At 71.6% G+C, this 15,041-nt stretch carries 9 protein-coding genes and 1 pseudogene; 7 read left to right on the top strand and 3 right to left on the bottom strand.

Translation table 11 applies throughout. The annotated features are described in order from the left end of the window. Positions 1 to 40 precede the first annotated feature (40 nt). Positions 41 to 1,165 carry a ferrochelatase gene (locus tag OG488_RS28410; protein WP_329233706.1) on the bottom strand — a complete coding sequence of 375 codons (1,125 nt, stop codon included), beginning with the start codon at positions 1,163 to 1,165 and terminating at the stop codon, positions 41 to 43. Positions 1,166 to 1,289: 124 nt separating this feature from the next. Here OG488_RS28410 and OG488_RS28405 point away from each other — a divergent pair, with 124 nt between their 5' ends. Continuing rightward, entirely contained in the window at positions 1,290 to 2,534 is a 1,245-nt protein-coding gene (locus tag OG488_RS28405) for an MFS transporter (RefSeq protein WP_329233704.1), read from the top strand. Continuing rightward, complete coding sequence (locus OG488_RS28400) at positions 2,494 to 3,813, top strand: D-arabinono-1,4-lactone oxidase (RefSeq protein WP_329233702.1); 1,320 nt, start codon at positions 2,494 to 2,496, stop codon at positions 3,811 to 3,813. The genes OG488_RS28405 and OG488_RS28400 overlap by 41 nt, the downstream gene beginning before the upstream one ends. Before the next feature lie 24 nt (positions 3,814 to 3,837). Here OG488_RS28400 and OG488_RS28395 read toward each other — a convergent pair whose 3' ends face one another. Then, a complete protein-coding gene (locus OG488_RS28395) occupies positions 3,838 to 4,893 on the bottom strand; it encodes a hypothetical protein (RefSeq protein ID WP_329233700.1) in 1,056 nt (351 codons plus the stop codon). 497 nt (positions 4,894 to 5,390) lie between these two features. On the opposite strand from OG488_RS28395, the gene sepH reads away from it, so the two are divergent. Next, positions 5,391 to 6,455: a septation protein SepH gene (sepH, locus tag OG488_RS28390; RefSeq protein ID WP_329233698.1), complete on the top strand. Its 1,065-nt coding sequence runs from the start codon at positions 5,391 to 5,393 to the stop codon at positions 6,453 to 6,455. A gap of 83 nt (positions 6,456 to 6,538) precedes the next feature. Here the strand turns inward: sepH and OG488_RS28385 are convergent, their stop codons facing one another. Next, on the bottom strand, positions 6,539 to 7,366 hold the full coding sequence (locus OG488_RS28385) for a sulfurtransferase (RefSeq protein ID WP_329233696.1): 828 nt from the start codon (positions 7,364 to 7,366) through the stop codon (positions 6,539 to 6,541). 239 nt (positions 7,367 to 7,605) lie between these two features. Between OG488_RS28385 and OG488_RS28380 the strand changes: the two genes are divergently transcribed. The 4 genes and pseudogenes from OG488_RS28380 to OG488_RS28365 all read left to right on the top strand — a co-directional run. Then, positions 7,606 to 8,382, top strand: a complete 777-nt coding sequence (locus OG488_RS28380; protein WP_329233694.1) for a VOC family protein — start codon at positions 7,606 to 7,608, stop codon at positions 8,380 to 8,382. A 945-nt stretch (positions 8,383 to 9,327) separates the two neighbouring features. Beyond that, on the top strand, positions 9,328 to 13,365 hold the full coding sequence (locus OG488_RS28375; protein WP_329233693.1) for an amino acid adenylation domain-containing protein: 4,038 nt from the start codon (positions 9,328 to 9,330) through the stop codon (positions 13,363 to 13,365). Positions 13,366 to 13,426: 61 nt separating this feature from the next. Further along, positions 13,427 to 14,035, top strand: a complete 609-nt coding sequence (epsC, locus tag OG488_RS28370; protein ID WP_329233691.1) for a serine O-acetyltransferase EpsC — start codon at positions 13,427 to 13,429, stop codon at positions 14,033 to 14,035. A 49-nt stretch (positions 14,036 to 14,084) separates the two neighbouring features. Then, positions 14,085 to 14,987 (top strand): annotated as a pseudogene (locus OG488_RS28365) (ATP-grasp domain-containing protein); the annotation flags it as partial. Positions 14,988 to 15,041: the final 54 nt, after the last annotated feature.

The following is a 15,041-nucleotide window of genomic DNA, read 5'->3' as shown; positions in this document are numbered from 1 at the left end:
GACGGGCTCGTCCGGGCCCGGGCGGTGGGAAGGCGGCCGGTCAGAACGGGCTGTCGGCCCCGGCGGCCGCGGGCTTGGGGGCCCTGGCCGGGCAGCAGCCGACGGGACAGAGGTCGTGGGACGGGCCGAGCGCGCCCAGGGCGCACGGCGCGACGGGCCGGTCCTGCTCCGCCGCGGCGCGCTCCAGGACGAGCTCGCGCACGGCGGCGGCGAACCGGGGGTCGGCCCCCACCGTCGCGGAGCGGCGCACCGGGAGCCCGAGCTCGGCCGCCTTCGCGGTGGCCTCGGTGTCGAGGTCGTACAGCACCTCCATGTGGTCGGACACGAAACCGATGGGGGCCATGACGACCGCGGGGACGCCGTCGCCGTGGAGCGTCTCCAGGTGGTCGCAGATGTCGGGCTCGAGCCACGGGATGTGCGGGGCGCCGCTGCGCGACTGGTAGACCAGCTCCCAGGGGTGCTCGACTCCGGTCTCCTCGCGCACGGCCTCGGTGATCAGCCGGGCGACGTCGAGGTGTTCGGCGACGTAGGAACCGCCGTCGCCGTGGGTCTCCGCCGGCCCGGAGGTGTCGGCCGCCGAGGTGGGGATGGAGTGGGTGGTGAAGGCGAGATGCGCCCCCGCCCTGACGTCCTCGGGGAGGCCGGCCAGCGAGGCGAGCACACCGTCGACCATCGGCCGGACGAAGCCGGGGTGGTTGAAGTAGTGCCGCAGCTTGTCGACGCGCGGCACCGGGAGCCCCTCGGCCTCCAGCGCGGACAGCGACTCCGCGAGGTTCTCGCGGTACTGGCGGCAGCCGGAGTACGAGGCGTAGGCGCTGGTGGCGAGGACGGCGATCCGGCGGTGTCCGTCCGTGACCATCTCGCGCAGGGTGTCGGTGAGGTAGGGGGCCCAGTTGCGGTTGCCCCAGTACACCGGCAGTTCGAGGCCGTGGTCCGCGAAGTCCTTGCGCAGGGCGTCGAGCAGCGCCCTGTTCTGCGCGTTGATCGGGCTCACGCCCCCGAAGAGGAAGTAGTGCTTGCCGACCTCCTTGAGCCGCTCCTCGGGGATGCCCCGGCCACGCGTCACGTTCGCCAGGAACGGGACCACGTCGTCAGGGCCTTCGGGACCGCCGAAGGAGAGCAGCAGCAGGGCGTCGTAGGGAGCGGGACCGCGCAGATCGGACATGCACCCGATCCTGCCACCCGCCGCCGACAGCGCGGCAACCGCCGTCGGCGGGTCCGCGCGCCACGCGGCCGCCGTAAGCTGTGTCAGCCCCTCGTACACCTGACAGGCCTCCCCGGAGCTCCCTTTGCCCAGCCCCTACCGCGCCATCTTCGCCGCCCCGGGAACCCGGGAGTTCTCGGCGGCCGGGTTCCTCGGCCGGATGCCGTTGTCCATGATGGGGATCGGCGTGGTGACGATGGTCTCCCAGCTCACCGGCCGGTACGGGCTGGCGGGCGCGCTCTCCGCGACCCTCGCCATGGCGGCCGCCGTCATGGGGCCGCAGGTCTCCCGGCTCGTCGACCGCCACGGACAGCGCAGGGTCCTGCGCCCCGTCACCCTGTTCGCCGCCGCGTCGGTCGCCGGGCTGCTGCTCTGCGCCCAGCAGCGGCTGCCCGACTGGACCCTGTTCGTCTTCGCCGCGGGCGCCGGCTGCGTCCCGAGCGTGGGGTCGATGGTCCGGGCCCGCTGGGCCGAGATCTACCGGGGGTCCGGGCGGCAGCTGCACACCGCGTACTCCTGGGAGTCGATCGTCGACGAGGTGTGCTTCATCTTCGGGCCCATCGTCTCCATCGGCCTGTCCACCGCCTGGTTCCCCGAGGCGGGCCCCCTGCTGGCCGGCGGGTTCCTGGTGGTGGGCGTCTTCTGGCTGACGGCCCAGCGGGCGACCGAGCCCAGACCGCACCCGAAGGAGCACCACACCGGCGGGTCGGCCCTGCGTTCGACCGGTCTCCAGGTGCTGGTGGTCACGTTCGTCGCCACGGGGGCGATCTTCGGCGCGGTGGACGTGGTGACCGTGGCGTTCGCCGAGGAGCGCGGCCACAAGGCCGCGGCCAGTCTCGTGCTGGCCGTCTACGCCCTGGGGTCGTGCCTCGCCGGGGCGGTCTTCGGCCTGCTGCACCTGCGGGGGAAGCCCTCCACGCGGTGGCTGGTGGGAGTGGGTGCGATGGCCGTGAGTATGATCCCCCTCCAACTGGCCGGGAGCCTGCCGTTCCTGGCCGTGGCGCTCTTTGTCGCGGGCCTCGCCATCGCACCGACGATGGTCACCACGATGGCTCTCGTCGAACAGCACGTACCGCGCACCCAGCTCACCGAGGGCATGACCTGGACCAGCACCGGACTCGCGGTCGGGGTGGCGCTCGGCTCCTCCGCCGCAGGCTGGGTGGTCGACGCCTCCGGGGCGGAGGCGGGGTACGCGGTGCCCGCCGTGGCGGGAGCGCTCGCGGCCGCGGTGGCGCTCCTGGGGTATCGCCGGCTCGCGGAGCCGGTTCCTACGGGAGGGCGCGGGGAAGATGACCGACACCTACGCACGGACGGCGAGCACGTGGCGTAACTGGGCGGGCAATGTCACCGCCCGGCCCGCACGCGTGGCGTCCCCCGCTTCCGTCGACGAGCTCGCCGAGGTGCTCCGCAGGGCGTCCGAGGACGGTCTGACGGTCAAGCCCGTCGGCACCGGTCATTCGTTCACCGCGACCGCGGCCACCGACGGCGTCCTCATACGCCCGGACCTGCTCACCGGCATCCGGGACGTCGACCGCACGGCGATGACCGTGACGGTCGAGGCCGGCACGCCGTTGAAGCGCCTGAACGCGGCGCTCGCCCGTGAGGGGCTCTCCCTCACCAACATGGGCGACATCATGGAGCAGACGGTCGCCGGAGCCACCTCCACGGGTACGCACGGCACCGGCCGTGACTCGGCGTCGATCGCCGCCCAGATCCGCGCGCTGGAGCTGGTCACGGCGGACGGCACGGTGCTGCGCTGCTCGGCCGACGAGAACCCGGACGTCTTCGCGGCCGCCCGGATCGGGCTCGGCGCGCTCGGCGTGGTCACGGCCGTCACCTTCGCGGTGGAACCCGTCTTCCTCCTCACCGCCCGTGAGGAACCGATGACCTTCGACCGGGTCACCGCCGATTTCGGTCAGCTCGTCGCGGAGAACGAACACTTCGAGTTCTACTGGTTCCCGCACACCGGCAACTGCAACACCAAGCGCAACAACCGCAGCGCGGGTCCCGCTGATCCGCCCGGGCGGATCAGCGGCTGGATCGAGGACGAGCTCCTCTCCAACGGGATCTTCCAGGTCGCCTGTTCCGTCGGCCGGGTGCTCCCCGGGGCCATCCCCTCCCTCGCGAGGATCTCCAGCCGCGCGCTGTCGGCCCGTACGTACACGGACATCCCGTACAAGGTGTTCACCAGCCCCAGGCGGGTGCGCTTCGTTGAGATGGAGTACGCGCTGCCCCGCGAGGTCGCCGTCGAGGCGCTACGTGAGCTCAAGGCCATGGTGGAGCGCTCACCTCTGCGGATCAGCTTCCCGGTGGAGGTCCGCACGGCGCCCGCGGACGACATCGCGCTCTCCACGGCCTCGGGCCGGGAGAGCGCCTACATCGCGGTGCACCTGTACCGGGGCACTCCGTACCAGGCGTACTTCACGGCGGTCGAGCGGATCATGACGGCGTACGAGGGCCGCCCGCACTGGGGCAAGATCCACACCCGGGACTCCGGCTACCTCGCCGGGGTCTACCCCCGGTTCGGGGAGTTCACCGCCGTACGTGACCGGCTCGACCCGGACCGGCTGTTCGCCAACGACTACCTGCGCCGCGTGCTCGGGGACTGAGCCCCGCGGGCCGGGCGGCTCGGGTCACCGGTCGGTGTCCGTCCCCGTCCCGGTACCGTCCTGCTGGTCCGGGGCCTCACCCGTCACCGTCGGATCCGGTGCCGCCGGAGGGGTGTCGCCGGCGTCCGGTGTCGTAGGGGTGGGTTCCGGGGTGCTCGCCCCGGAGGACGCGGAAGGTGTGGGGGTGGGGCCGGTGACCGACCCGCCGCCGCCGGAGGGCTCGGGCTGGGCGCTCCGGCCGTCGCCGGGGTCGGTTCCGGGCGTCGTGGAGCTCCCGCCGTCCGGCACGCCGCCGTCACCCCCGTCGCTCCCGTCCTCCTCCCGGCCCGTGCCGGAGGAGGGCGACGGCGAGGTCGGCCCACCGTGGCGCTCCCCGCTCACGACGGAGCCGATCGTCGTCCCTCCGTTGCCCCCCAGGTCATGGCCGGACACCATTTCGTACACGGTGATACCGGCCATGGACAGGACGAAGACCCCCGTCGCCGCGAGGACCGACCGCTTCCAGCCCCGCACGCGGGTGCCGTGCGTGCGGGCGTCGGAATAGGAGTCGTCCGGGAGTGCCTCACCCGGGCGCGGCTCCGCGTCGCCCGCGCCTCCGGGCCTCGCCTTCCGGAGCACCGTGGTGCGGTCCGGGTCCGTACCGCCGGGTCCGACCTGCCGCAGCACCGTGGTGCGCTCCGGGTCCGAGCCACCGGATCCGACCTGCCGGAGCACCGTGGTGCGTTCCGCCTCGGACTCCGCGGTGCGCAGCACGCGGGTCGCGTCGTCCTCACGCCCCCGGGGCACGGGCGATGTCTCCCGGGTGCGCACCGTCACCTGACGGCCCGCCGGATGCTTCACCTGGACGGTGACTTCGCGGATCTGCTCCCCCGTACGACGGAAGAAGTGCTGGAAGACGGATCCCCCGCAGGTGGCGACCACGCTCATCACGCCGGCGCCGGCGATCGTCCCGTACACACCGAGCTGCGAGGCCATCACCGCCGCCGCCACCGCCGCGACGGCGCTGCCGGCGACCTGCGGCAGGCTCAGATCTATGCGCCTTTCCTTATGTTCCGCATCACTCTGCGGCTTCTGAACCATGATCAGCCCCTGCTCGACAACTACCCCACCTTGCACCAGGACAGGACATTTGAGCGAATCAGATAGTTCCGTTTCTGGAGATTTTGTGAAGCAGCACACTCATTGGGGGCATAGCGCGGACAACGGGGTAACCCAACTCCCGTGCCCGGTGAGAACTTCGGCGGCGCGCCGGTCCACCCACGTGGCCCGAATGGAGTACTGTGGCGAGCCCTGGGGCCGGACTCCCACACGGGTATCCGGGACCTGCGGGAGGGGGCCGAAGGCGGCACCCGAACCGGCGGCGCCGCGGCATCGCACGGGCGCCTGCTGCATGGAGCGACCACCCGGTCGCTCCGCGTCGCAAACAGGTGATCGTGCCATCGTGGCGTTCCAGGGCCAAGGCCCGACACGCCGGGTAACTTGGCAAGGTTGTGGCAGGCTGAACCCGGGCAGGTCACACTCGACTAGCGGAAGCAGCGACGCACGTGACGTCGGCAGGCACCACCCGGGAGGTTCCCATGCCCGAACTGCGTGTCGTGGCCGTCTCGAACGACGGCACACGACTGGTGCTCAAGGCTGCGGACAGCACGGAGTACACGCTTCCGATCGATGAGCGGCTGCGTGCCGCCGTGCGCAATGACCGCGCCCGGCTCGGCCAGATCGAGATCGAGGTGGAGAGCCATCTCCGCCCGCGCGACATCCAGGCGCGCATACGCGCAGGCGCCTCCGCCGAGGAGGTCGCCCAGTTCGCCGGCATCCCGGTGGACCGGGTGCGACGCTTCGAGGGCCCCGTGCTCGCGGAGCGCGCGTTCATGGCCGAGCGCGCCCGGAAGACACCGGTGCGGCGCCCCGGCGAGAACACCGGTCCCCAGCTCGGCGAGGCGGTGCAGGAGCGACTGCTGCTGCGCGGCGCCGACAGGGAGACCGTCCAGTGGGACTCCTGGCGCCGGGACGACGGCACCTGGGAGGTCCTCCTCGTCTACCGCGTCGCCGGTGAGCCGCACTCGGCGAGCTGGACGTACGACCCGCCGCGCCGGCTGGTCCAGGCCGTGGACGAAGAGGCACGCTCGCTCATCGGCGAGACCGACGACGTCGCGGCACCGGAGCCCAGCTTCCCGTTCGTGCCCCGGATCGCGCGGCTGCCGCGCGACCGGCCGCTGGACCGTGCCCTGGACCGTCAGATCGAGCGCCCCGCCCCCTCGGCTCCAGACCCGGAGGAGCGCGTCGGCGGGGTGTCCGCCGGTGAGCGCGACTCGCTGACCAGCCTCCTGGAGGCGGTTCCGAGCTTCCGTGGCGACATGGTCGTCCCGGAGCGGCCCTCCCCGCCCGAACCGCCCGCGCTCGAGCCCGCGGTCCACCAGGAGCCCGAGGCGGACGAGCCTCCGGCCGCGGCGGCGTCCGCCGGGGCGGGTTCCGCGTACGCCGACGTCCTGATGCCCCGCGCGGTGGCGGGCCACCGCGACCGGCTGACCGGGACGACGGACCGCCAGGCTGAGGCGGACGGTGTCCGTCCGGGACGCCGTGCGGCGGTGCCGAGCTGGGACGAGATCGTCTTCGGCACGCGCCGGAAGAAGCAGGACTGACAGCGGGCCGACTGCCCGCGGCACCAGGAGGGCCCGTACGCACCGCGTACGGGCCCTCGCCGCGTCCGGAGGGCGGGGCGGCGTCAGACGGGGTCGGGCCCGGTGGCGACGGGGCGGGACTCGTCCGAGGACCACTCCGACCAGGACCCGGCGTACAGGGAGGCCCGGTACCCGGCGAGCTCCAGCGCCAGGACCTCGTGGGCACCCGAGACGCCCGAGCCGCAGTAGACGCCGACCTGGGTGCCGCTGTCCGCGCCCAGCTCCGCGAACCGGGAAGCCAGCGAGCCGGCGGGCAGGAAGCGGCCCCCCTCGTCGACGTTCTGCGCGGTGGGGGCGGACACCGCACCCGGGATGTGCCCGCCGACGCGGTCGATCGGCTCGACGTCGCCCCGGTAGCGCTCCGCGGCCCGCGCGTCGAGGAGCAGACCGGAGCGGGCCAGCTCCGCGGCGGCGTCCGCGTCCAGGAGGCCCAGCGCACCCGGCTCCGGCCGGAAATCCCCTTCGGCCGGCTTCGGCTCGTCGGTGGTGAGTTCACCCGTCCATGCGGCGAGACCGCCGTCGAGCACGCGGACATCGGGGTGCCCGGTCCAGCGCAGCAGCCACCAGGCGCGTGCCGCCGCCCATCCCTGGCCTCCGTCGTAGACCACCACCGGGGTCTCCTTGCCGACCCCCGCGCGCCGCATGACCGCGCCGAAGGCCTCCGGGTCCGGCAGGGGGTGGCGACCGCCGGTGCCCGCCGGGCCGGCGAGCTCGGAGTCGAGATCGACGAAGACCGCCCCGGGAAGGTGCCCGGCCTCGTAGTCGGCACGGCCGTTCGGCCCGCCGAGCTGCCAGCGGATGTCCAGGAGCACGGGCGGGCGCGGCCCGGCCGACTCGCTCATGTATTCGGATGCGGTGATGATGGGCTTCATGGGTGCCATCTTCGCGCAGGGGCCGCCCCGGGCGACCTCGTACCGAAATGGATGTACCCCACCAAAACGGACTCCCGGTTGAGGGGAAGCCGGAAAACGCGGCGCGGCCGGGTGCTTCGGAGCCTGAGTGGTGCGAGCATCTGCACGGAGCGTACGCACCCGTATCCGTACCGGTGGACGCCGTGCAGGCCCCCGCCCTCCCGTACGGCCGTCCCGATGGTACGAGGAGAGAGAAGAAGATGACCGAGGCTGCCGCCCGGCGCACGCCCGGAGCACCGTGCTGGGTGAGTCTGATCGTGCACGGCCTGACCGCGACCCAGGAGTTCTACAGCCGGCTGTTCGGCTGGGAGTTCCGGCCGGGACCGGAGCAGTTGGGGCCCTACGTCCGTGCGCTGCTGTGCGGCAAGGAGGTCGCGGGCATCGGACAGCTGCCGCCCGACCGGCACCTGCCGATCGCCTGGACGACCTACCTCGCCACGGAGGACGCGGACGCCACGGCGGAGGCGATCCGGTCGTGCGGCGGGACGGTGGCCGTCGGGCCCATCGAGGCGGGGGACGCCGGCCGCCTCCTGCTCGCGTCCGACCCCGCCGGAGCGGTCTTCGGCGTGTGGCAGGCCGCCGAGCACCTCGGCACCGCGCTCGCGGGCACTCCGGGCACTCCCGTGTGGAACGAGCTGGTGACCCGGGAGACCGCGTCGGTCGCCAAGTTCTACCAGGCCGTGTTCGGGTTCGAGACCGAGGCGGTCGTCTCGGCGGACTTCGACTACCAGACGCTGCACCTCCAGGGCCGCCCGGTGGCCGCGCTGCACGGTGTGGGCCATGGCCTGCCGCGCGACCGCGGCCCGCACTGGATGACCTACTTCCAGGTCGCCGACACCGACGAGGCGGCGGCACGCGTGGTGGAGCTCGGCGGGCACGTGCTGCAGCCGCCACGGGAGGCGTCCAGCGGCAGGCTGGCCACGGTGGCCGACCCGGAGGGCGCCGTGTTCACGATCGTCCGGCCGCCCGGCAGCTGACCTCCGCCCGGGACACCGCGCTCCGCCCGGGCCACTCCGGGCAAGCGGCCGGACAACGGTCCCGAGCCGTATCGGTTGTCCTGTCCATTGCAGCTCTGTGAACTGTTTCCGAGTGTCCTGATCCTTTCGGCCGATCGTCGAGGGGCCGCACCGCCGCGCGATGTTTACTACAGAAGACGGCAACAGACGTTCGCGTCGCCAGGAGCCACCCGGCCGGACGGCCCGTCGGCGGACCGTGCGAACAGGGCCGCCCGGCCACCTCCAACAGCGACTCCCGCTGGTGACGAGCTCGGACCTCGCTCGCGCGACCGACGGCGAGCATCCGGAACACCGCCTCTCTCTTTGCATCACGCAACGCTGCGACCGGGCGGCCCTCACCGTGAACGACGCGACGGCAAGTGCCACAAAAGGGGCAGCCGCTCCTTCCGATCCACCCGGCGCCGGCCACTTCCATCGTGTACGTTCTGGCTGCTCGCCGAGAAAGGTTGTCCTGTTTCGGCTTGCGCCGCATCCTCCTGACGGGGGGCGGAATTCAAGGGGCGAGGATCAACGACTCGGGGGGAGGCGTGAAAAGCGTGCTCGCAGGGCTTTTTGCGCGACCGCAGAACCGATGTCGCCGATGTACCGGTACGGCCTGAGCGCCGTCAGAGCTCGGCACGGCCGCCTGAAGTTCCCTCAGTGACAAGGCCGTTCATACACGCACAGCGCGAACGCGACCGCTCCCCCGCGGGAGAGGCACGGGAAGAAGACCGTCCCGGGCCACGGTCCCCTCATTCATGTCCCCAGGGTCTGTTACGCGACAACAGGTGGTCGATCATTGTTGCTGCCTTTGACACCGGTCATGTCAGCACGCCTCTCACCGGCGATTCCCTCCACGAAGACGAATTCCAGGTTCGAAGGATGATGGCGAAACTAGCGGGGCCCGAGGAATTGTCTCTGTCAGACATGCTGCGCACGTCAGTACGTCTCCAGCCCGACCGAACCGCCGTCATATGCGGCACGGAGCGGCTGACCTTTCAGCAGCTCGGTGAGCGCGCCGAGGACGTGGCGGACCGCCTACGGCAGTTCGGCGCGGCGACCGACGAGCTGGTGGGCATCTTCATGGAGCCCTCCGTCGATCTCATGGCGAGCGTCTGGGGCGTCCTGCACGCAGGCGCCGCGTACCTGCCGCTGTCGCCGGAGTATCCGGACGAGCGCGTGCGCTACATGATCCTCGACTCGCAGGCCAAGGTCATCCTGACCGACGAGTCCCTGGCACCCCGGCTGGCCGCGATGACGCCACCGGACACGGAGATCGTCACCCTCACCGGCGCGGGAGCGTCCCGCGGGACCGGGCAGGCCGCACGGGCTGCCGCCGGGCCGTCCGGGTACTCGGACGCGCCCTCGGACGCACAGGCCGACGATCTCGCGTATGTCATCTACACCTCCGGGAGCACGGGCAACCCGAAGGGCATCGGCATCGAGCACCACAGCATCGTGGCCCAGTTGCGGTGGCTGGCCGACGAACACGGCCTCGACCGGCGCAGGACCGTGCTGCAGAAGACACCGCTGAGTTTCGACGCGGCGCAGTGGGAGATCCTCGCACCGGCCTGCGGCAGCAGTGTGGTGATGAGCGAACGAGGGGTCTACGCCGACCCCGGCGGGCTCATCGACCTGATCGTGGCGAACGAGGTGACCACCCTCCAGGGAGTCCCCACCCTGCTGCAGGCGCTCGTCGACACCGGACGGCTGTCCCGGTGCACCTCGCTCACCCATGTCTTCAGCGGCGGCGAGGCACTCCCCAAGAGCCTGGCGGTCGAGCTGCTCGACGCGTTACCCCACAGCGAACTGGTCAACCTCTACGGCCCGAGCGAATGCACGATCAACGCGTCCTCCCACCGCGTCGACCGCGACACCGTCCAGCACGGCCCGGACCACGTCTCCATAGGCCGGCCGGTGCGGGACGTGAGCTTCCACATCCTGGACGCCGCCCGGCAGCCCGTCGCGCACGGAGAATCGGGGGAGCTCCACATCGCGGGCCGCCAGCTCGCCCGCGGGTATCTGAGGCGCCCCGACCTGACCGCCGAACGCTTCATACCCAACCCGTTCTCCACCGATCCCCGGTACGCCCTGCTCTACCGCACCGGTGATCTGGCCCGGTGGAACGACGACGGCACCGTCCAGTTCCTCGGCCGCACCGACACCCAGGTCAAGCTGCGCGGCTTCCGGGTGGAGCTGGACGAGATCAAGGTCGCGATCGAGAAGCACGACTGGGTGAAGCGCGCCGCCGTCCTGGTGCGGGAGGACCCCAGACTCGGTGCCAACCTCATCTCGTTCATCGAGCTCGACCCCCAGCGGGCCGCGCTGATGGACCAGGGCAACCACGGCGCCCACCACCAGTCGAAGCAGAGCAAGCTGCAACTACGCGCTCAGCTCGCCGACCTGGGAGTCCGCCGGGAGACCGCCGGACACCACGTCATCGATCTGCCCGGGCGGTCGCCCACGGTCCGGCAGCGGCGCGCGGTGTTCGCCCGCAAGACCTACAGGTTCTTCGAAGGCGGCGAGGTCACCAGGGACGACATCCTGGCCCTGCTCGCGGGGCGGACGGAGCACCCGGCCGCTCCCCGTGACCCGGGCACCCTCACCCGGGACGAACTCGGCACCCTGCTGCGGTCCTTCGGCCAGTTCACGAGTGGCGAGAGGCTGCTGCCCAAGTACGGATACGCCTCTCCCGGAGCGCTGTACGCCACCCAGCTGTACCTCGAACTGTCCGGCGTCGCGGACCTCGACGCCGGCCACTACTACTACAACCCGGTCAGCCATCAGCTCTCACTGATCGCTCCCGCCCCGGCAGGCGGGCCGAGGCTGCGGGTCCACCTCATCGGTCGCCGTTCGGCGATCGAACCGGTCTACCGCAACAACATCCAGGAAGTGCTCCAGTTCGAAGCCGGCCACGTGGTCGGCCTGTTCGACGGGCTCCTTCCCGAACTCGGCCTCCGGATCGAGGCAGGTGAGGGAACACCCGAGGTCAAGGCGGCCCTGCGGTGCCCGGACGAGGACTACCACCTGGCCACCTACGAGGTGAGGCCGTCCTCCTCCCCCGCCGTTCCCGCCGCGGTGGACGTCTACGTGCAGGCCCACCCGGGCCGGATCGCCGATCTGGACGGCGGCCAGTACCGGTACGACGGCACCGGCCTGGAGCGGGTGTCCGACGAACTGGTCCTGAGACAGCACGTCATCGCCATCAACCAGGAGGTCTACGAACGCGCGAGCTTCGGGATCACCCTGGTCGGCCGGTCCCCTGCCCCCTGGCAGCGCTACACCGACCTCGGCCGGGAGCTGCAGCGCCTCCAGATGAACGACATCGGCGTGGGGCTGATGTCGTCCGGTTACAGCTCGGAGACCGGCAACGACCTGCCGTCGGCCCGGCGCATCGCGGCCATCACCGGCCTCGGACCGGACCGGGCCTCGTACTTCGCCCTCGGCGGTCGTGTCAGCGCGGAGCAGCGGCTCAGCGAGGGCATGAAGGAGGACTCCGTCCACACCCGTGGGCCGGCCGAGATCGTCAGGGACAACCTCTCCGCCTCCCTGCCTCCGTACATGGTGCCCAACCGGGTCACCGTGCTGGACTCCTTCCCGCTCACGGCCAACGGCAAGATCGACCACCAGGCGCTGCGCGCCCTCGACGAGGCCGCCGTGCGCGACGCCGAGGCTCCTGTCGTACCGCCGCGCACGCCGACCGAGGAGACCGTGGCCGCGCTGTGGCAGCAGGTGCTCCGGCAGGAGCGGGTCTCCATCCGCGACAGCTTCTTCGCGGCCGGGGGCCACTCGCTGACCGCCGTCAATCTGGTCGGCCGGATCAACAGGGAGCTGGGCAGCTCCCTCCCGCTCCAGGTCCTGTTCGACGCGCCGACGATCGCGGAGCTGGCCAGACGCATCGACCGGGAACCCGCGACCGCCCTCTCCAGAGCGGTGCGGTTGCGCGGCGGGGACGGCCGCCGGCCGGTCTTCTGCTGGCCGGGCCTGGGCGGCTACCCGATGAGTCTGCGGCTGCTCGCGAACAGGCTCGACCTGGAGCGACCGTTCTTCGGCGTCCAGGCGTACGGCGTCAACGCGGGCGAGACCGCGTACGCGACGTTCGAGGAGACGGTCGCCGAGGACATCGCGCTCGTACGGAAAATCCAGCCCGAGGGTCCGTACGTGCTGTGGGGTTACTCGTTCGGGGCCCGGGTCGCGTTCGAAGTGGCGTACCAGCTGGAGCGCCAGGGGCAGCGGGTCGAGGAGCTGACCCTCATCGCGCCGGGCAAGCCTCCGGTGGAGGTGCGCGAGGAGTCCCCGGCCGACACCACGGCCGGCTTCGCCAGCCCCACCTTCGTGTCGATCCTGTACTCGGTGTTCGCCGGGACCCTCGAGCGGTCTGAGGTCGACGCGTGCCTGGCCGCCACCCATGACGAGGACTCGTTCGTCGCCTTCGTCTGCGACCGGTTCGAGCACCTGGACCAGGAGTTGGTGCGACGGATCGTGGGGGTGGTGCGGCGGACGTTCCTGTTCGAGTACGCCCCCCACGAGCTGGCCGAGCGCACCGTCGCGGCGCCCGTCACCGTGTTCAGGGCCCGGGGCGACCAGGGGTCCTTCATCGACTCCGGCCACGTCCTGTCGAGCACGCCTCCCAGGATCAAGGAGCTGGAGGCCGGCCACTACGCCCTGCTCCGCACCGGCGGGGTGGACGAACTCGTCTCCGCCGTCCAGTCCGCACGGCTCACCAGAAAGGTCATCGGAGTGCCCCACGTCAACATCAAACACTTCCCCGGCAACCTCGAGGCACACCAGGTGTCGGCCTTGGTCGACGCGATCACCAGGGCGGTCCAGACCGCGTTCTCGGTCGACGGGGGCACGGTGTCGATCGCCCTCGAACCGGTGGCTCAGGACGCCTGGAACGAGCGGGTGTACGTGCCGGAGATAACCGGGGGCGCGGGCACGCTCATCAAGCTCCCGAACTACTGAGCCCGGCCGCCCACATCCGACGGGCCGCGGGGGAACCGGGCCATGACCAACGGAGGACCACATGCGCAGGACGATCGCCAGGGCGAGGGAGGACCTCGCCATGATCGTCGCGCGGGACCCGTCGATGCGGTCGCGTGCGGAGGCACTGCTGCATCCCGCGCTGCCCGCGCTGTGGGCCCACCGTCTCGCCCATGTCCTGCACACCCGCGGGCACCGTCACACCGCGCGGGTCCTGGCCTACGGGGCGCGCGTCGCGACCGGCGGCATCGAGATCCATCCGGCGGCGTGCCTGGGCCGGCGCGTGTTCATCGATCACGGTGCCGCCGTGGTGATCGGGGAGACCGCCAGGATCGGTGACGACGTCACGATCTTCCACCAGGTCACCCTCGGCGCGGTCGGCTGGTGGCGGGACGGCCGGCGCGAGCCCGGTGCACGTCGTCACCCGGTCCTCGGCGACCGGGTGGTGGTCGGCGCCAACGCGATCGTGCTGGGTCCGGTCACCGTCGGCGACGACGCCCTGGTCGGCGCGGGTTCGCTCGTGCTGACCGATGTGCCGCCCGGCGCACGCGTCATGGCTCCCGCGGCCGAGATCGTGCGACGGCCGTCGGCCGAGGACCGCGAGGACGCCGCCCAGCTGTTGCGCGCCCTGGCCACCTCGGGGTGCTGGTGACATCCCGCCCGTCCCCGTCCGTCCCGTCCCCACCCGACCGTGTGTCGGCATGCCAACGGAGGCATACGTGATTCATGTCGGTGTCCTGGAGAGCAACCTCTCCGGTTCCGGCTTCGAGGGCCTGCAGATCATCAAGGAACTCGACTGCCGCGTCACCTTCTTCACCCGCGACCTGGACCGGTATCTCGAAGTACCGGGCGGTCCGGCCTACTTCGACGACTACGTGGACGAGATCGTCCACTGCGAGACCAACATCCTCGAGAAGCTGCTGCCCCACGTGCACGCGGCCGGAGCCGAGCACCCGTTCGACGCCTTCCTGACCCTGGCCGAGTACGACGTGGTCGTGGCCGCCGAGGTGGCCGTCCTGCTGGGGCTCCCCACGGTCAGCGTCGACGGGGTCACCGTGGCACGCAACAAGGCGTTGATGCGCCGGCGCTGCGCCGAGGTCGGGGTGCCGATGCCGGCGTTCCGCACGGTGCGGACCCCCGAGGAGGCGGAGTCGGCCGCGGCCGAGATCGGTCTCCCCTGCGTGGTGAAGCCGGCCGACGAGACCAGCAGCGCCGACGTCCGGCTGGTGGAGACCGCGGCCCAGGCCGCGGAGCACGTCCGGCTGATCCGGACCCGGGTGGAGAACACCCGGGGCCAGAGCCGCTACCACGAGCTGATGGTCGAGGAGTACGTCAGCGGTCCCGAGGTCAGCGTGGAGGTCCTGGCCGAGGGCGACCGGTACGAGGTGTTCGGCGTGACCGACAAGTCGGTCGGCGGCCTGGGGTACTTCGTCGAGCTCGGCCACACCTTCCCGTCCAGCCTTCCCGGGCCGATCGTGAGCGCCTGTGGCGAACTGGCCGTGGACGCGCTGCGTGCGGTCGGGTTCGACCTGGGCATGGCCCACGTCGAGATCAAGGTGACCCCGTCCGGGCCCAAGCTCATAGAGATCAACCCGCGGCCCGCGGGCGGAAAGATCACCTACCTGGTCGACCGCGCTCTCGGCATCCGCTCCCTGGAG

The sequence above is a fragment of the Streptomyces sp. NBC_01460 genome (genome assembly GCF_036227405.1).
Lineage (GTDB): Bacteria > Actinomycetota > Actinomycetes > Streptomycetales > Streptomycetaceae > Streptomyces.
This window is presented reverse-complemented; position numbering and strand designations above follow the sequence as displayed.

What these genes read in the sequence shown, in the direction of transcription:
- OG488_RS28380 (WP_329233694.1), top strand. Translation starts at nt 7,606, where the DNA reads ATGACCGAGGCTGCCGCCCGGCGCACGCCCGGAGCACCGTGCTGGGTG.
- OG488_RS28410 (WP_329233706.1), bottom strand. Translation starts at nt 1,165, where the DNA reads ATGTCCGATCTGCGCGGTCCCGCTCCCTACGACGCCCTGCTGCTGCTC.
- OG488_RS28395 (WP_329233700.1), bottom strand. Translation starts at nt 4,893, where the DNA reads ATGGTTCAGAAGCCGCAGAGTGATGCGGAACATAAGGAAAGGCGCATA.
- OG488_RS28375 (WP_329233693.1), top strand. Translation starts at nt 9,328, where the DNA reads ATGCTGCGCACGTCAGTACGTCTCCAGCCCGACCGAACCGCCGTCATA.
- OG488_RS28400 (WP_329233702.1), top strand. Translation starts at nt 2,494, where the DNA reads ATGACCGACACCTACGCACGGACGGCGAGCACGTGGCGTAACTGGGCG.
- epsC (WP_329233691.1), top strand. Translation starts at nt 13,427, where the DNA reads ATGCGCAGGACGATCGCCAGGGCGAGGGAGGACCTCGCCATGATCGTC.
- OG488_RS28385 (WP_329233696.1), bottom strand. Translation starts at nt 7,366, where the DNA reads ATGAAGCCCATCATCACCGCATCCGAATACATGAGCGAGTCGGCCGGG.
- sepH (WP_329233698.1), top strand. Translation starts at nt 5,391, where the DNA reads ATGCCCGAACTGCGTGTCGTGGCCGTCTCGAACGACGGCACACGACTG.